The sequence below is a fragment of the Burkholderia sp. Nafp2/4-1b genome (assembly GCF_003635165.1).
GTDB lineage: Bacteria > Pseudomonadota > Gammaproteobacteria > Burkholderiales > Burkholderiaceae > Burkholderia.
In genome coordinates, this window is the sequence record NZ_ML058597.1 from 1123496 (window position 1) to 1139997 (window position 16502).

Here is a 16502-nt window from a genome sequence, read left to right on the forward strand (position 1 = left end):
CCGGTGATGGTCGGCTTCCGGCTTCGCGCTTTCCCGCCTACGCACCGCCCGCCGCCCCACCCGCGCCGGTCGCCCTTGCCCGCGGGCGCCGCTCGCCCGGCGGCTGTGGGATAATCGTCGGGTTTGCCCAGGGCGCAGCTCAAGAGGTTGTTCGCACGGGCGCGCGAGAGGCCTTTATTCCCGTGCCTCCACCCTTTTCCGCGATATTTCTTCAGCCATCACAATGCCCACATACCGTTCCAAAACCTCCACCGCCGGCCGCAACATGGCAGGTGCGCGCTCGCTGTGGCGCGCCACCGGCATGAAAGACGACGATTTCTCGAAGCCGATCATCGCGGTCGTCAACTCGTTCACGCAGTTCGTGCCCGGGCACGTGCACCTGAAGGATCTCGGCCAGCTCGTCGCGCGCGAGATCGAAGCCGCGGGCGGCGTCGCGAAGGAATTCAACACGATCGCGGTCGACGACGGCATCGCGATGGGCCATGACGGCATGCTCTATTCGCTGCCGAGCCGCGAAATCATCGCCGACTCGGTCGAATACATGGTGAACGCGCACTGCGCGGACGCGATGGTCTGCATCTCGAACTGCGACAAGATCACGCCGGGGATGCTGATGGCCGCGATGCGCCTCAACATTCCGGTGATCTTCGTGTCGGGCGGCCCGATGGAAGCCGGCAAGACGCGTCTCGCGAACCCGGTCACCAAGACCGTCGAGCTGAAGAAACTCGACCTCGTCGACGCGATGGTGATCGCGGCCGACCAGTCGTATTCCGATGCCGACGTCGCCGAAGTCGAACGCTCGGCCTGCCCGACCTGCGGTTCGTGCTCGGGCATGTTCACCGCGAACTCGATGAACTGCCTGACCGAAGCGCTCGGTCTGTCGCTGCCGGGCAACGGCACGGTCGTCGCGACGCACGCCGATCGCGAGCAGCTGTTCAAGCGCGCCGGCCGCCGCATCGTCGAGCTGACCCGCCAGCACTACGAGCAGGACGACATGCGCGTGCTGCCGCGCGCGGTCGGCTTCGAGGCGTTCGAGAACGCGATGACGCTCGACATCGCGATGGGCGGCTCGACCAACACGATCCTGCACCTGCTCGCGATCGCGCAGGAAGCCGGCATCGACTTCACGATGAAGGACATCGATCGCCTGTCGCGCAGCGTGCCGCAGCTGTGCAAGGTCGCGCCGAACACGAACAAGTACCACATCGAGGACGTGCACCGCGCAGGCGGCATCATGGCGATCCTCGGCGAGCTCGATCGCGCCGGCAAGCTGCACACCGACGTGCCGACCGTGCACGCGCCGACGCTGAAGGATGCGCTCGACCAGTGGGACATCGTCCGCACGGAAGACGCCGCGGTGCGCACGTTCTACCTGGCCGGCCCGGCCGGGATCCCGACGCAGGTCGCGTTCAGCCAGGACACGCGCTGGCCGAGCCTCGACCTCGATCGCGCCGAAGGCTGCATCCGCTCGTACGAGCATGCGTTCTCGAAGGAAGGCGGCCTCGCCGTGCTGACCGGCAACATCGCGCTCGACGGCTGCGTGGTGAAGACGGCCGGCGTCGACGAAAGCATCCTCGTGTTCGAGGGTTCGGCTCACGTGACCGAATCGCAGGACGAAGCGGTCGAGAACATCCTGAACGACAAGGTCAAGGCCGGCGACGTGGTGATCGTGCGCTACGAAGGTCCGAAGGGCGGCCCCGGCATGCAGGAAATGCTGTACCCGACGAGCTACATCAAGTCGAAGGGCCTCGGCAAGGCATGTGCGCTGCTGACGGACGGCCGCTTCTCGGGCGGCACGTCGGGTCTCTCGATCGGCCATTGCTCGCCGGAAGCGGCCGCGGGCGGCGCGATCGGCCTCGTGCGCGACGGCGACAAGATCCGCATCGACATCCCGAATCGCACGATCGACGTGCTGGTGTCGGACGAGGAACTCGCGCGCCGCCGCGAAGAGCAGAACGCGAAGGGCTGGAAGCCGGCGCAACCGCGGCCGCGCAAGGTGTCCGCAGCGCTGAAGGCCTATGCGAAGCTGGTTACGTCCGCCGATAGGGGTGCCGTGCGCGACCTGTCGCTGCTCGACGACTGACGCCAGGCAGCGGGTCGGAAACGTCCCGCCCGCCTGATCGAGAAGCCGCTCTCCGGAGCGGTTTTTTTTCGTCCGGCGCCGGCGCGGAGGCGCGTTGCCGTTGCCGTTGCCGTTGCCGTTGCCGTTGCCAGTGCGAGTGCCGGTGCCAGCGCCAGTCCCAGTGCCGTCAGTCGATCATCGGCGGAACTCGTCGCTGCTCCGTCCACCCCCGCCCCCGCCGCGGTCGGCCCCACCGTGGTCTCCGCCGCCCCGGGCGCCGTAATTGCCGCCGCCCTGATGCGTCGGCGGCACCATCACCCGGGCCGGACCGCCGCCCTGTGCGGGCGGCGGCGAAGCGGCAGGAGCCTGCGGAGCCGGCTGACGCACGGCCGGCGCCGGTGCGGCTTGCGGAGCAGGCTGATGCATGGTCGGCGCGGCTTGCGGAGCCGGCACACGGTTCGAGCCGTTCCAGCCGCCGCGCGTGGCCGATGGCCGCGCATCATGCCGCTCGGACGGCTCGCCGCCCGGTGCCCGCTGGATCGGCCCGCCCGGCTGCTGACGACCGTAGGCGGGCGGCGTCCCGCCGGGGCCGACTCGCGGCTCGGCACGATGATGCTCCCAGCGATCGCGGTCGTGGTACCACGGGCGATTGCGGTAGTAGCGGTCCCAGTACGCACCGATCGCGAACCCCGTGATGGGCACGCCAATGACCGCGCCATATTCGAGCAGCGGCACGTAGTTGCCCTGGTACGGATAGTCGAGCTGCTGCGCGTCGATCCAGCCACGCACGCCCGGCAGCGCGACGTCGCACCACGCGTAGTCGCTCAGGCAGCCCAACACGTCCACCGCGGTGCCGGGCGGGAGCTGCGCGACGACCGGATAATCGGGCGCCGGCCCCGCATAGAGTTCGGCACCCGAATTCGTGTAGGCGCTGCTTTGCGCGTCGGCGACGCCCGGCACCGCGGCGATGCCGAACAGGACGACGCAAAGGCTTCGAATGATGGTATTGCCCATGTTGCTCTCCCGCGCGGTGCCGCCGCGCGTCGGTCAATGTCGATGGCCCCCGCCCGAATGTCCGGCTCCCCAGTGGCCGCCGCCCCACGGACGGCGCCAATACCCGCCGCGATAGCCGCCGCCCCAATGCCCCCAGAAGCCGAGGCCGAGCGTGACGGGCGGGCCGTACCAGCCCGGGTAGTACGCGGGATAGTAGGCCGGGTAACCGACATAGGCCGGCGCGACATACACGGGCGCCGGGGCGTACGCGTAATCGTCCGGCGGCGGCGGCGCGGCGGACCCAGCCGGCGCCGCGGGCGGCGACGCGGCAACCGGCCCGCTGGCTGCGGGGCCGACGGGGATCTCGCGCTGCGTCACCGTGGCCGGCACCGGCGCGTAATACGGGGCATAGCCATAAGGGCCCGTGTAATAGCAACCACTCAGCGCAAGCATCGCCAGCACGATGACGGCTGGGCGCGCGGTGGAAATCGGGGTCATGTGAAACTCCGCAAAAATTCGGCGCGTTGCCGCGTGGCGCGCGCCTGACTGTAGCTTACGTCCCCTGCATATTTCCGCGGGTTTGATCGGTTACTTTTTGTTTCGGCGACAAAATGGCGGGGTCGGGACAGCAGGCATGCCGCGTGCTCGCGCGTCTGGCGCGCCGGCGTTGAAGTTGGCGTAATTGCCCTCAACTTGAATATCGAGTCAGGCTGACCGGCGCGAACGGGTGTTCGCGGCCCCCGGCGGCCTGAGACCGGCGGACCTCGGCCCGCCCACACAGGAACGCGGCTCGCGCCGCCATCGACATGACTACGCCACGCCCCACGCTTCGGGCGGACACGCCCCTCGATCCGATCATCCAGCTGCTGGCGCTCGCCGGCGAACAGGGTTATCTGACGCACGCCGACCTCGTCGACGCGCTGCCGCCGGAAAGCGACAGCCCCGACGCGCTGGACGTCGTGCGCGCCGCGCTCGCGGACATCGGCATCGCCGTGCTCGACGAGCCGGCCGCGCCGGCGCCGTTCGCGAATGCCGCGACGGTCGAGGTCGATCGCGACGCGCTCGACGAAGGCCGCGCGCTGCTCGGCGAACTCGCCCGCGGCACGAGCGCGTCGACCGATCCGCTCGCGCTGTACATGCGGCGTATTCATGCGGTGCCGCTGCTCAAGCGTGAGGACGAAATCGTGCTCGCCCGCGAAATCGAAACGGGCCGCCATCAGATCCTGCATGCGCTGGCCGGCTGCCCGACCGCCGTCGAGGCGCTGCTTGCGCGTCATGGCACCACGCGCACGACCGGCGCGAGCGCCGATGAAGGCGACGTCGGCGAAGACGAACGCGACACACCGGCTCCGGCGCGCTACGACGCGCTGCAGGACGCCGTCGCGGCCGTGCGCGGCGCATTGCACGCGCACGGCTGCCGCTCGTCCGACTACCGCGACGCGCGCAACCACCTCGCCACGTTGCTCGGTTCGCTCGCGTGGGTTGCACCGGCCGTCGACGACGCGAGCCGCGTCGTGCGCGCGCTCGCCGCCGCGCCGGCCGATACCGTTACAGATACCGATCCCGACGCCGCATGCTTCGACACGGTCGCACGGCGTGCGCTCGGCGCCGCGCTCCGCGACGGTCAGCAAAAGGTGCGCGACGGCACGCGAGCGATGCTCGAGGCGAACCTGCGGCTCGTGCTGTCGATCGCGCGCAAGTACATGAACCGCGGCGTCGACCTGCCCGACCTGGTACAGGACGGGTGCCTCGGCCTGATGCGCGCGATCGAGAAGTTCGAATACCGGCGCGGCTTCAAGTTCTCGACCTACGCGACCTGGTGGATCCGGCAGGCGGTCGCGCGGGCGGTCGCCGACCGTTCGCGCACGATCCGCGTGCCGGTGCACGTCGGCGACCAGTACCAGCGCGTGCAGCGGCATGCGCTGCGCTTGCGCCAGCGCACGGGCCGCCGTGCGACGCCGGCAGAACTCGCGGCCGAAACCGGGCTCGCCGAGGACAAGCTGCGCGCCGTGCTCGCGTTGCCGGCCGAGCCGTTGTCGCTCGACACGCCGCTGCCCGACGCGGACACCGGCCTCGTCGACGTGATCGAGGACCAGGCATCGGCGAGCCCGTTCGAGCGCCTGGCCGACACGCGGATGCGCGAATGCGTTACGTCGCTGCTGCGCTCGGTCACGCCGGCCGAGGCCGACGTGCTGCGCCGGCGGTTCGGCCTCGGCGGCGCCGAGCCCGATACCTACGATGCGATCGCGCAGGACGCCGGCATGTCGCGCGAACGCGTGCGGCAGATCGAGAAGCGCGCGCTCGCCACGCTGCGCACGGCCGCCGAGGCCGAGGGCGCACAGTCGTTCCTCGACGCGTAACCGCCCGCGCGTTCGTGCCGCGTTCCGCCTGTGCAACGTTTGCCATTGACGCGCATCAAGTTTTGCTCGTCGCTTGCCGCGACAATATGTTGAAATGAAGAGTCGACCGGCGCCTCGCGCGCCGGTCACTCCGTTTGCGCTTCCACAGGTCCCGCACCATGCAGACGACCGTCAGCCAGACGCACGAGGAAAACCGGCAAATCGCGGCCTGCCTGCGCGAAGCCGCGCAGTTGCTTGCCGATCAGGGCGCAAATCCTTATCGGGTGGCCGCCTACCGCGCATCAGCCGACACGATCGAGTCGATCGACGACGATATCCGCACGCGCTTCGACGCGGGCGGCGTCGATGCGCTCGGCGCGCTGCCGGAAGTCGGCACCGGCGTCGCGCAGGCGATCGCCGAATTGCTGGTCACCCGGCGCTGGCGCCTGCTCGACCGGCTGCGCGGCGATGCGGAACGCGTGTCGGCATTCGAAGCCGTGCCGGGCATCGGTCACGGGCTCGCGCTGCGGATTCACGACGCATTGCACATCGATACGCTCGAGGAACTCGAACGCGCGGCCCGCAGCGGCCAGCTCGAAGCGATCGCGGGCGTCGGCCCGCGTCGCGCGGCCGGCATCCGCGCGGCGCTCGACGACGTGCTGACCCGGCGCCGGCGCTGGCAAGGCCACGCGCGCGACGCCGGTCTGGGCACGGAGCCGCCGGTCGAACTGCTGCTCTACATCGACCGCCTGTACCGCAGCAAGGCCGCCGCCGGCATCCTGCCGACGCTCGTGTCGCGCCGCCTGAACGCGGACGTCAGCATTCAGCCGCCCGTGATGCACATGACCAAAGGCGGCTGGCATTTCACCGCGCTGTGCCCGTATCCGGCACGTACGCAAGAGCCCGGCCGCACCGCGGACTGGGTCGCGCTCTATTTCTATGATGCGCTGCAATGCGAGTACCAGCGGACCGTCGTCACGGAAACGCTCGGCTCGCTCGTCGGCAAGCGCATCGTGCGCGGCCGGGAGATGGAGTGCCGCGTGTATTACGCAGGATGAGGCGCTCGAGTCGCTAGCGGCGGCGCTGGGCTCGCGCACGACCTTTCACGGCAAACCGAACCGCTTGTTACGCGCCGTCCCTCTTCGCGGTCGTGCGGCGCGCCGGATGCCGATGCGCCGCGATGCGCAGCAGCTTGCGGAACGACGGGCATTCGAGATGATTCGCCGCCGGGCACCCGGCTGCATGCCGCAGCGCATCGCGCACCGCGCCGAGACGGCGAATCGTGCGGTCAAGCTCATCGGCCTTGTCGCCGAGCTTCGCCCGATCGATCGCGGGCCGGCCGTCCGCGCCGAACATCGCGAGGATGTCGTCGAGCGAAAACCCCGCCTCGCGGCCGAGCGCGATCAGCGCCAGGCGCTCCAGCACCGACTCGTCGTACTGGCGCCGCAGCCCGTGACGGCCGGTCGGCACGATCAATCCCTTTTCTTCGTAATAGCGCAGCGTCGACGCCGGCAATCCCGAGCGGCGCGCGACATCGGCGATGTCCAGACGGCTCATGCTTGACCTCAAGTGAACTTGAAGTTGCAAGATAGCCGCTCGCGTCCTTCGACACAAGCCTGGACCGCCCTGGATCCACTCCGCCTTTCGTCGACGTCGCGCACGCGGCGATGGATTGACGACGCGCAGGACGTGCGTGCAGCGCGTGCGCCGCGCACACGTCCGGCCGCTCAGACCTTCATCGTCCCGGTGCGCACATAGCGCTCGTGCCACGACAGCGCCTCGGCGAGCAGGTGCGGCGTGTGCTTGCCGAAGCTCTCGCGCGACGCACGCTCGAAGTAGTCCTCGAGCATCGGCCGGTAGTCGGGATGCGCGCAGGTCGCGATGATCTTGCGCGCGCGCTGCTTCGGCGACAGCCCGCGCAGGTCGGCGAGCCCCTGCTCGGTGACGACCACCGCGACGTCGTGTTCGGTATGGTCGACGTGGCTCGCCATCGGCACGATCCGCGAGATTGCGCCGCCCTTCGCGGTGCTCGCCGACATGAAGCACGACAGGTAGCCGTTGCGCGCGAAGTCGCCCGAGCCGCCGATGCCGTTCTGGATCTTCGTGCCCATCACGTGCGTCGAGTTCACGTTGCCGTAGATGTCCGCCTCGATCATCCCGTTCATCGCGATGCAGCCGAGGCGGCGCACGAGTTCCGGATGGTTGCTGATCTCCTGCGGACGCAACAGGATCTTTTCGCGGAAGGTCGCGATCTCGTCGGCGAAACGCTGCACGGCGGCCGGGCTCAGCGACAGCGCGGTGGCCGACGCGAAGCTCAGCGTGCCGTCGTCGAGCAGGTCGAGCATGGCGTCCTGGATCACTTCGGTGTACGCGCTCAGGTTCGAGAAGCCGGCCGAGCTCAGTTCCGCGAGCACCGCGTTCGTGATGTTGCCGACGCCCGACTGCAGCGGCAGCAGGTTTTCCGGCAGGCGGCCACGCTTCACTTCGTGGCGCAGGAAGTCGATCAGCTGCAGCGCGATCTGCTTCGACGTCGCGTCCGGTGCGGAGAATGCGTTGCTGCGGTCCGGCGCATCGGTCTCGACGATCGCGACGATTTTCTCGGCCGGGCAGCGAAAGTACGGCTCGCCGATCCGGTCGTCGCTTTTCGTCAGCGGAATCGGCTTGCGGTGCGGCGGCAGCGCGGTGCCGTAATAGACGTCGTGCATCCCGTCGAGGCCGAGCGGCTGGCGCGCGTTGACCTCGAGGATCACGTGCTTCGCCTGCTCGAGCCAGGTCTTGTTGTTGCCGATCGACGCGGACGGAATCAGCAGCCCGTCCTCGCGGATGCCCGCGACTTCGACGATCGCGACGTCGAGCTCGCCGTACAGCCCGAACCATGCGTATTGCGCGACGTGGCTCAGGTGGACGTCCTGGTAGTCGACTTCGCCGCTGTTGATCTTGTCGCGCAGCGTCGGGTCGGACTGGTACGGCAGGCGCATCGAGATGCCGTTGGTGCGGGCGAGCGCGCCGTCGAGTTCAGGCGCGGTCGATGCGCCGGTCAGTACGTTGATCCGGAAGTCCTCGCCGCGCGCGTGGGCCGCGTCGATGTGGGCGGCGAGCGCGGCCGGCACGGCCTTCGGATAGCCCGAGCCGGTGAAGCCGCTCATCGCGACGGTCATGCCGGGACGGATCAGCGCGGCGGCTTCGTCGGCGGTGCGGACGAGCGAACGCAGGGCGGGGGCGAGGATGCGTGAAGAAGACATGGCTGGATATCTGACGCTTTTGGTCTGTCATTGACGTCGCGGGGGGTGTCTCCTGAGCGACGCGAAGCCCTTGGGGCCGCGAGGGGCGGCCCGGCACCACGGGCACGGTCGGAGTATCGCAGAGGCTATTGCCGCGAAATGTCCGCTGAATGCAAAAGATACTTGCACGTTGCAACGGGTATCGAACGGCCGTTCTGTGACAGGCACAGGCGCGGCGCCCGCCAGAATCCAGCCGAAAGGTAGGCGAAAGCGAATCGCCAATTTGCCGCGCCCGGCTGACGAACGACTGAACGCCAATCGGCCGACGCGTGCCAGGATTCACCATGCAGCGGCGCACAATCGACATGCGCTGCCCAGCTTGCGATCGCCGCGGCCGATTGTCACCCGGCCGCGCTTTGTCGGGCCTGATGCACGTCAAGCCGCACCCATGCGCGAAGTGCCCGCCGGACCCGCTGGAGCGGCCCGCAGGCCTTGACAGCGGCGTCGCGCGAGCCACACTGAATGACGTACGGCCCGGATCCGCGAGCGTCGTTTCGCGCGTCCGGTTTGCAACCGGCCGATGCCCGGATCGCGCGGTAACACTCCCGTATGTCAGGACATTGATCGAATAAAAAGCATCAAATTACAATTCCGTATATATTTCGCCGATGGACCAAAGAAAAACCGCCACACGTTCCGAACCGCCGCTGCCACGCACCTGGGATGCGCGGCTCGCGCGCTCGCTTGTACGCCCGCTGATCGACACGCCCGTCACCCCGAATCACCTCACTACCCTTCGTCTGCTGATCGGCCTCGCCGGCGCCTGGTGCCTCGCGCAAGGCGGCTTCGGCTGGAGCAACGCGGGCGCATTCCTGATCGTGCTGTCGAACTTCGTCGACCACACCGACGGCGAGCTCGCGCGCATCAGCGGCAAGTCCAGCAAGATCGGTCACTTTTACGACCTCGCGGCCGACGCGCTCGTGACGGTCGCGCTGTTCGTCAGCATGGGGCTCGGCATCGTCGCCCAAGGGGGCCAGATGGCCGCGTCGCCGGTGCTGCTCGGTGCGGTGGCCGGCGCGGCCGTCGCGCTGATCTTCTTCCTGCGCATGCGGATCGAATCGATCGCCGGCAAGGCCGGCACCAAGCAGGCATTCGCCGGCGGCTTCGAGACCGAAGACGTGCTCTACCTGCTGCCGATCGTGACGCTCGTCGACGGCGTGCAGCCGTTCCTGCTCGCGGCGTCGATCGGCGCGCCGCTGTTCGCCGCATGGGTCGTGATCGACTGGTGGCGCATCGTGCGCCGCGGCAGCAGCCTTTCGCAGAACCCCACTGAAATCCAGGCTTCCAAATGACTCCTAGCACGCGCGACGACTCCGTGCTGAGCCCGGCACGCCCCGCGCCTGCGCGCGCGGCAGCGGCCGATCCCGATCGCACCGTGGCCGACAGCGTCGGCCGTCTCGACCTCGACCGCCTGCGCGGCGACTACACGCGCCAGGGGTCGTTCCTGTATCTCGACGCATTCCTGCCGTCGGACGCGCACGCGAAACTCGCGGCCGCCGCGCGCGCGATGCAGCCCGGCCTGAACCGCAATTACCTGCCCGGCCACAAACAGGGCGGCAGCGTGAGCCGGCACACGATCGACGAGCAGGCGCCGTACATCGCCGAGCTGTACCGCTCGAAGGCGCTGATCGGCTTCCTCGAGAAGATCACCGGCGACAAGCTGATGCTGTCGCCGGACAACGATCCGCATGCGTACGCGCTCTACTACTACACGAAGCCCGGCGACCACATCGGCTGGCACTACGACACGTCGTATTACGACGGCCGCCGCTATACGCTGCTGATCGGCGTGATCGACGAATCGTCGTGCCGGCTCGACTACGAGCTGCATACGCGCAACCCGGACGTGCCTGACCAACCGGGTTCGGTGCAGATCGCCGATGGCGGCATCGTGCTGTTCGACGGCGACAAGCTGCGCCACCGGATCACGCCGCTCGGCCAGAACGAGACGCGCGTGTCGCTGACGTTCGAATACGTGACCAACCCTGGCATGCGGCCGTGGAAGCGCTTCATCTCGAACATGAAGGACGCGATCGCGTATTTCGGTTTCCGCCAGGTGTTCAAGCAGCTGGCCACGCGCCGGTCGACCGGGTCATGACACGCGCCGGCCTGATCCTGCTGTCCCTCGGAACGGCACTGTTCGTCGCACTGCTCGCGTGGCAGGGCGTCGGCGCGGTTGCGTCGACGTTTCTCGCGGCCGGCTGGGGCCTCGCGCTCGTCGCGGCGTTCCACGTCGTGCCGCTCACGGTCGATGCGTTCGCGATTTCCGTGATGTTCCGCCGCGGCCAGCCGGGCGCCGAACTCGGCAACGCGCTGCGCGCGCGCTGGGTCGGCGAATCGGTGAACAGCCTGCTGCCCGCCGGGCAGATCGGCGGGCCGGTGCTGATGGTGCGTCACCTCGCGCAGCGCGGCACGCGGATGGCCGATGCGGCCGCCGTCGTCACGGTCAGCACGACGATGCAGGCGCTCGCGCAGATGGCGTTCGCGCTGATCGGCATCGCCACGTTCAGCCTGTATGCAACGCACGAATCGGTCGCTTACCTGCGCACGCCGGCGCTGATCGCCACCGGCGTGCTCGGCGCGCTCGCCATCGCGTTCTACGCGGCGCAGCGGCGCGGGCTGTTCGGCCGCGGGCTGCGTCTCGCGTCGAAGCTGCTCGGCCCGCGCGACTGGTCGTCGCTGGCAACCCGCGCGGATGCGATCGACGACGCGGTCGGCACGCTGTACCGCGATCGCGCGAAGGTCGCGAAAACCTTCGCCTTGAGCCTCGTCGGCTGGATCGTCGGCACCGCCGAAGTGTGGCTCGCGCTGCACTTCCTCGGGCACCCGGTCTGCTGGCTCGACGCACTGCTGCTCGAGAGCGTCGGCCAGGCGATTCGCGGTGCGGCGTTCGCGATCCCGGGCTCGCTCGGTGCACAGGAAGGCGGTTACCTGCTGCTCGCGCCGCTGGTCGGCCTGCCGCCCGACGCGGCGCTCGCGCTGTCGCTCGCGAAGCGCGCGCGCGAACTCGCGCTCGGCCTGCCCGGCCTGCTCTATCTGCATTTCAGTGAAAGAAACTGGCAGCGGCGCCGTGCGCCGCAGCCGCTCGCCGACTGATCGTTCAGATCGCCGGCTTTTTGGTTGGAGAACCCATGCGAGCCATCATTCTTGCGGCAGGCCTCGGCTTGCGCCTGCAACAACCGCCCGAGGCGCAATTCCCGAAGTGCCTGTTGCGCTTCGACGACGTGTCGCTGCTCGAGCGCCATCTGCGTGTGCTCGACGCCGCGGGCGTCGATGAAATCGTGCTCGGGCTCGGCTTCCAGCACGAGAAGGTCGAGCAGGAACTGAAGCGCCTCGGCCGCACCGCCGAGATCGTGATCAACGAGCGCTACGACCTCGGCAGCGTGCTGACCGTGCACACCGTCGCCGATGCGATGACGCGCGGCGGCGACGTGCTGCTGATGGACGCCGACGTGCTGTACGACGAGAACATCCTGTACGCGCTGATCGCCGATGCCGACAAGGCCGTCGACCGCCTGCTGATCGATCGCGACTTCGAGGCCGGCGACGAGCCCGTCAAGCTGTGCCTGAAGAACGGCGTGCCGGTCGAGCTGCGCAAGCAGCTCGCGGTCGATCTGGAATACGACACGATCGGCGAATCGGTCGGCTTCTTCCGCTTCACCGAAGGCACCGCGCGCCGCCTCGCGACCATCGTCGCCGGCTACGTCGACAGCGGCCGCGCGAACATGCCGCACGAGGAAGCCGTGCGCGACCTGCTGCTCGAGGGCGGCCATTCGTTCGACGTCGCCGACGTCACGGGGTCGCCGTGGATCGAGATCGACTTCCCGAACGACGTCGCACGCGCGACGCAAGACATTCTCCCCCTGATTCAACGCACGACCGCCGGAGCCGCACGATGAACGCACGCGAACCCAACTACACCGAATCGCGCAGCGCCCGCCTGCGCCGCATGCTCGTCAGCAGCGACCTCGAATTCCTGATGGAAGCGCACAACGGCCTGTCGGCGCGCATCGTGCGCGAAGCCGGCTTCAAGGGCATCTGGGCATCGGGCCTCGCGATCTCCGCGCAGTTCGGCGTGCGCGACAACAACGAAGCGAGCTGGACGCAGGTCGTCGACGTGCTCGAGTTCATGGCCGACGCGAGCGACCTGCCGATCCTGCTCGACGGCGACACCGGCTACGGCAACTTCAACAACGTGCGCCGCCTCGTGAAGAAGCTCGAGCAGCGCGGCATCGCCGGCGTGTGCATCGAGGACAAGCAGTTCCCGAAGACCAACAGCTTCATCGACGGCGAACGCCAGCCGCTCGCCGAGATCGACGAGTTCTGCGGCAAGATCAAGGCCGGCAAGGATTCGCAGACGGACTCCGACTTCTCGATCGTCGCGCGTGTCGAAGCGCTGATCGCGGGCTGGGGAATGGACGAGGCGCTGCGCCGCGCGAACGCGTACGCGGAAGCCGGCGCCGACGCGATCCTGATCCACAGCAAGCTGTCGCGCCCGGACGAGATCCTGCAGTTCGCCCGCGAATGGAGCGGCAAGGCGCCGCTCGTGATCGTGCCGACCAAGTACTACAGCACCCCGACCGACGTGTTCCGCCAGGCCGGCATCAGCACCGTGATCTGGGCGAACCACCTGATCCGCGCGTCGGCGTCGGCGATGCAGGCCGTCGCGCGCGAAATCCATGAGAACGAGACGCTGATCAACGTCGAGGACCGCGTCGCGTCGGTCAACGAGATCTTCCGCCTGCAGGACGCCGACGAATACTCGGCCGCCGAGCGCATCTACCTGTCGTCGTCGTCGCGCGCGTCGAACGCCGCGATCGTGCTCGCGGCCAGCCGCGGCAAGGGGCTCGAGGCTGTTACCGAAGACAAACCCAAGGTCATGCTGCCCGTCGCCGGCAAGCCGCTCCTGCGCTGGCTCGTCGACGGCTTCAAGAAGCATGGCGTGAACGACATCACCGTGGTCGGCGGCTATCGCGCCGACGCGATCGACACGTCGGGCATCAAGCTCGTCGTCAACGAGCGCCATGCGCAGACCGGCGAACTCGCATCGCTCGCATGCGCGGCCGAACGCCTGAACGGCGACACCGTGATCTCCTACGGCGACCTGCTGTTCCGCAGCTACATCCTGCGCGATCTCGCGGAGAGCGAGGCCGAGTTCAGCGTCGTCGTCGATTCGTCGCTGACCGAGACCAATCAAAGCGTGCGCGATTTCGCGCTGTGCTCGGCAGCGGACGACCGCGGCCTGTTCGGTCAGAAGACGTATCTGCAACGCGTATCGAGCGACGTCGCCGCGGGCACGCCGCACGGCCGCTGGATCGGCCTGCTGAACGTGCGCGGCGCAGGCGTCGAGCGCCTGAAGACGATGCTCGCGACGCTGCAGGCACGCCCCGATTTCGACACGCTCGACATCCCGTCGCTGCTCAACGAACTGATCGCCGCCGGCGAGAAGATCGAAGTGCAGTACGTGCACGGCCACTGGCGCGGCGTCAACGACCTGGAAGACTTCCGCCGCGCGGGCGACTTCGCGCACGGCCAGACGCCGCTGTCCGAGCCGGGCGCCGGCAACGGGAGCGCACAATGATCGAGGCGGCCCAGTTCGTCGAGGCCGCGCGCGAACGCGGCTTCGACTGGTACGCGGGCGTGCCCTGCTCGTACCTGACGCCGTTCATCAACTACGTGCTGCAGGACCCGACGCTGCACTACCTGTCGGCCGCGAACGAAGGCGACGCGGTCGCGCTGATCGCGGGCGCGACGCTCGGCGGCAAGCGCGGGATCGCGATGATGCAGAACTCCGGGCTCGGCAACGCGGTGAGTCCGCTCACGTCGTTGACCTGGACCTTCCGTCTGCCGCAGTTGCTGATCGTCACGTGGCGCGGGCAGCCGGGCGTGTCCGACGAGCCGCAGCACGCGCTGATGGGGCCGATCACGCCGGCCATGCTCGACACGATGGAGATCCCGTGGGAGACGTTCCCGACCGACCCCGAACAGGTCGGCCCGGCGCTCGACCGCGCGATCGCGCACATGGACGCAACGGGCCGCCCGTATGCGCTCGTGATGCAGAAAGGCAGCGTCGCGCCGTATGAACTGAAGTCGAACCCGGCAGCGACGCCGCGTGCGCACGTTGCCGCGCAGTCGGCCGCGCGCGCTGAATCGCCGGCCGCGTGGCCGACCCGCCACGACGCGCTGCAGCGCGTGATCGCGCACACGCCGGTCGACTCGACCGTCGTGCTCGCGTCGACCGGCTTCTGCGGCCGCGAACTCTATGCGATCGACGATCGCCCGAACCAGCTGTACATGGTCGGCTCGATGGGCTGCGTGACGCCGCTCGCGCTGGGCTTGGCGCTCGCGCGCCCCGACCTGCGCGTGGTGGCCGTCGACGGCGACGGCGCCGCGCTGATGCGCATGGGCGTGTTCGCGACGCTCGGCACCTACGGCCCGTCCAACCTCACGCACGTGCTGCTCGACAACGGCGCGCACGAATCGACCGGCGGCCAGGCAACCGTGTCGCAGCATGTGTCGTTCGCGGGCGTCGCGGCCGCGTGCGGCTATGCGTCGGCCGTCGAAGGCGACACGCTCGACGTGCTCGATGCGACGCTTTCCGCGAAAGCCGACGGCGCGCAGTTCGTGCGTGTGGCGATCCGCACGGGCGTGCCCGACGGCCTGCCCCGCCCGACCGTCACGCCGGTCGAGGTCAAGACTCGCCTGATGCGGCATATCGGCGCCGCGCAGGCCGAAGCCCACGCCGAAGGAGCTCATTGATGCTGCTGCTGAACCCCGGCCCGGTCACGCTCACCGAACGCGTGCGCCGCAGCCTGCTGCAACCCGACCTGTGCCATCGCGAAAGCGAATTCTTCGATCTGCAGGATGAAGCGCGTGCGCGTCTCGTCGCCGCGTATGAACTCGATCCGGCCGAATGGGCCGCCGTGCTGATGACGGGCTCGGGCACCGCCGCCGTCGAAAGCATGATCGCCGCGCTCGTGCCGCAGGACGGCAAGCTGCTCGTGATCGAGAACGGCGTGTACGGCGAGCGCATCACGCAGATCGCGACGCAGTACGGGATCGCGCATGATGTGCTGAAGCATGAGTGGATGCAGGCGCCTGATCTCGCGCAGGTTGGTGCGCGTCTTGACGCGGGCGGTTATTCGCACGTCGCGGTGATTCATCATGAAACGACGACCGGCCGGTTGAACGATCTCGGTGCGATCGCCGACGTGTGTCGTGCGCGTGGTGTGAAGATGCTGGTCGATGGTGTCAGCAGTTTTGGGGCTGAGGCGATCGATTTCGGCGGTGGCGTGATTGATGCGGTCGCCGCGACCGCGAACAAGTGCCTGCACGGCGTGCCGGGCGCGGCGTTCGTGATCGTGCGGCGTAGTGCGCTGGCGAAGGCTGCTAGTCGTACTTACTATCTCGATCTCGGGCGGCTTGCGAAGCTGCAGGATCAGCGGAATACGCCGTTTACACCTTCCGTGCATGCTTACTATGCGCTCGTCGAGGCGCTGCGCGAGTTTGATGAGGCCGGCGGCTGGCGTGCGCGGCATGCGCATTACAAGGCGCTGGCCGATCAGGCGCAGGCGGGGCTTGCTGAACGTGGGATGCCGCTTGTGCTGCCAGAAGGTGCTTCGTCGGTCGTGCTGCGCGCGTATCGGCTGCCGCAGGGTGTCACGTACGAGACGCTGCACGACGGGTTGAAGGAGCGTGGCTTCGTCATTTACGCGGGGCAAGGCGGGTTGTCGAAGGAATTGTTCCGGATCTCGACGATGGGCGCGATTCAGACGGCTGATGTCGAGCGGTTGCTGGAAGGGTTTACGGCGTTGACGCGGTAAGCGT

Annotated in this window: 14 protein-coding genes; 10 read left to right on the forward strand and 4 right to left on the reverse strand. The window is 68.4% G+C overall.

Annotation, left to right across the window (positions count from 1 at the left end):
- Nucleotides 1-223 precede the first annotated feature (223 nt).
- Nucleotides 224-2083, forward strand: a complete 1860-nt coding sequence (gene ilvD / locus C7H84_RS05130) for a dihydroxy-acid dehydratase (RefSeq protein WP_121857710.1) — start codon at nucleotides 224-226, stop codon at nucleotides 2081-2083.
- Nucleotides 2084-2257: 174 nt separating this feature from the next.
- Here ilvD and C7H84_RS05135 read toward each other — a convergent pair whose 3' ends face one another.
- Both C7H84_RS05135 and C7H84_RS05140 read right to left on the reverse strand, forming a co-directional pair.
- Nucleotides 2258-3076 (reverse strand): SH3 domain-containing protein, encoded by an 819-nt coding sequence (locus C7H84_RS05135; RefSeq protein ID WP_121857711.1) that lies wholly within the window; start codon nucleotides 3074-3076, stop codon nucleotides 2258-2260.
- A gap of 33 nt (nucleotides 3077-3109) precedes the next feature.
- Nucleotides 3110-3553 carry a hypothetical protein gene (locus C7H84_RS05140; RefSeq protein WP_121857712.1) on the reverse strand — a complete coding sequence of 148 codons (444 nt, stop codon included), beginning with the start codon at nucleotides 3551-3553 and terminating at the stop codon, nucleotides 3110-3112.
- Between the two features lie 308 nt (nucleotides 3554-3861).
- Here C7H84_RS05140 and C7H84_RS05145 point away from each other — a divergent pair, with 308 nt between their 5' ends.
- Nucleotides 3862-5415: a sigma-70 family RNA polymerase sigma factor gene (locus C7H84_RS05145; RefSeq protein ID WP_121857713.1), complete on the forward strand. Its 1554-nt coding sequence runs from the start codon at nucleotides 3862-3864 to the stop codon at nucleotides 5413-5415.
- Between the two features lie 158 nt (nucleotides 5416-5573).
- The gene (locus tag C7H84_RS05150) at nucleotides 5574-6452 is read left to right on the forward strand and encodes a helix-hairpin-helix domain-containing protein (protein ID WP_121857714.1); all 879 of its coding nucleotides are present in this window, start codon (nucleotides 5574-5576) and stop codon (nucleotides 6450-6452) included.
- A 67-nt stretch (nucleotides 6453-6519) separates the two neighbouring features.
- Here C7H84_RS05150 and C7H84_RS05155 read toward each other — a convergent pair whose 3' ends face one another.
- A complete protein-coding gene (locus C7H84_RS05155; RefSeq protein WP_121857715.1) occupies nucleotides 6520-6951 on the reverse strand; it encodes a helix-turn-helix domain-containing protein in 432 nt (143 codons plus the stop codon).
- A gap of 170 nt (nucleotides 6952-7121) precedes the next feature.
- Nucleotides 7122-8636 carry an acetyl-CoA hydrolase/transferase family protein gene (locus tag C7H84_RS05160; protein ID WP_121857716.1) on the reverse strand — a complete coding sequence of 505 codons (1515 nt, stop codon included), beginning with the start codon at nucleotides 8634-8636 and terminating at the stop codon, nucleotides 7122-7124.
- A gap of 647 nt (nucleotides 8637-9283) precedes the next feature.
- Here C7H84_RS05160 and C7H84_RS05165 point away from each other — a divergent pair.
- From C7H84_RS05165 to C7H84_RS05195, 7 genes are read left to right on the forward strand one after another with little or no spacing between them, the layout of a single operon-like run.
- Entirely contained in the window at nucleotides 9284-9967 is a 684-nt protein-coding gene (locus tag C7H84_RS05165; RefSeq protein ID WP_121857717.1) for a CDP-alcohol phosphatidyltransferase family protein, read from the forward strand.
- The gene (locus C7H84_RS05170; protein WP_121857718.1) at nucleotides 9964-10773 is read left to right on the forward strand and encodes a 2OG-Fe(II) oxygenase; all 810 of its coding nucleotides are present in this window, start codon (nucleotides 9964-9966) and stop codon (nucleotides 10771-10773) included. The genes C7H84_RS05165 and C7H84_RS05170 overlap by 4 nt, the downstream gene beginning before the upstream one ends.
- Complete coding sequence (locus tag C7H84_RS05175) at nucleotides 10770-11771, forward strand: HpnL family protein (protein ID WP_121857719.1); 1002 nt, start codon at nucleotides 10770-10772, stop codon at nucleotides 11769-11771. Before C7H84_RS05170 ends, C7H84_RS05175 begins: the two co-directional genes overlap by 4 nt.
- A 35-nt stretch (nucleotides 11772-11806) precedes the next feature.
- On the forward strand, nucleotides 11807-12574 hold the full coding sequence (locus C7H84_RS05180) for a phosphocholine cytidylyltransferase family protein (protein ID WP_121857720.1): 768 nt from the start codon (nucleotides 11807-11809) through the stop codon (nucleotides 12572-12574).
- The gene (aepX, locus tag C7H84_RS05185; protein WP_121857721.1) at nucleotides 12571-14256 is read left to right on the forward strand and encodes a phosphoenolpyruvate mutase; all 1686 of its coding nucleotides are present in this window, start codon (nucleotides 12571-12573) and stop codon (nucleotides 14254-14256) included. The genes C7H84_RS05180 and aepX overlap by 4 nt, the downstream gene beginning before the upstream one ends.
- A complete protein-coding gene (gene aepY / locus C7H84_RS05190) occupies nucleotides 14253-15434 on the forward strand; it encodes a phosphonopyruvate decarboxylase (RefSeq protein WP_121857722.1) in 1182 nt (393 codons plus the stop codon). Before aepX ends, aepY begins: the two co-directional genes overlap by 4 nt.
- Nucleotides 15434-16498 (forward strand): 2-aminoethylphosphonate aminotransferase, encoded by a 1065-nt coding sequence (locus C7H84_RS05195; RefSeq protein ID WP_121857723.1) that lies wholly within the window; start codon nucleotides 15434-15436, stop codon nucleotides 16496-16498. Before aepY ends, C7H84_RS05195 begins: the two co-directional genes overlap by 1 nt.
- The last annotated feature ends 4 nt before the right edge of the window (nucleotides 16499-16502 follow it).

Bases quoted from the DNA above. Each gene is read 5' to 3' on its own strand.
- C7H84_RS05135 (WP_121857711.1), bottom strand. From the start codon at position 3,076: ATGGGCAATACCATCATTCGAAGCCTTTGCGTCGTCCTGTTCGGCATC.
- C7H84_RS05180 (WP_121857720.1), top strand. From the start codon at position 11,807: ATGCGAGCCATCATTCTTGCGGCAGGCCTCGGCTTGCGCCTGCAACAA.
- aepX (WP_121857721.1), top strand. From the start codon at position 12,571: ATGAACGCACGCGAACCCAACTACACCGAATCGCGCAGCGCCCGCCTG.
- C7H84_RS05140 (WP_121857712.1), bottom strand. From the start codon at position 3,553: ATGACCCCGATTTCCACCGCGCGCCCAGCCGTCATCGTGCTGGCGATG.
- C7H84_RS05165 (WP_121857717.1), top strand. From the start codon at position 9,284: ATGGACCAAAGAAAAACCGCCACACGTTCCGAACCGCCGCTGCCACGC.
- C7H84_RS05175 (WP_121857719.1), top strand. From the start codon at position 10,770: ATGACACGCGCCGGCCTGATCCTGCTGTCCCTCGGAACGGCACTGTTC.
- C7H84_RS05150 (WP_121857714.1), top strand. From the start codon at position 5,574: ATGCAGACGACCGTCAGCCAGACGCACGAGGAAAACCGGCAAATCGCG.
- C7H84_RS05160 (WP_121857716.1), bottom strand. From the start codon at position 8,636: ATGTCTTCTTCACGCATCCTCGCCCCCGCCCTGCGTTCGCTCGTCCGC.
- ilvD (WP_121857710.1), top strand. From the start codon at position 224: ATGCCCACATACCGTTCCAAAACCTCCACCGCCGGCCGCAACATGGCA.
- C7H84_RS05195 (WP_121857723.1), top strand. From the start codon at position 15,434: ATGCTGCTGCTGAACCCCGGCCCGGTCACGCTCACCGAACGCGTGCGC.
- C7H84_RS05145 (WP_121857713.1), top strand. From the start codon at position 3,862: ATGACTACGCCACGCCCCACGCTTCGGGCGGACACGCCCCTCGATCCG.
- C7H84_RS05155 (WP_121857715.1), bottom strand. From the start codon at position 6,951: ATGAGCCGTCTGGACATCGCCGATGTCGCGCGCCGCTCGGGATTGCCG.
- aepY (WP_121857722.1), top strand. From the start codon at position 14,253: ATGATCGAGGCGGCCCAGTTCGTCGAGGCCGCGCGCGAACGCGGCTTC.
- C7H84_RS05170 (WP_121857718.1), top strand. From the start codon at position 9,964: ATGACTCCTAGCACGCGCGACGACTCCGTGCTGAGCCCGGCACGCCCC.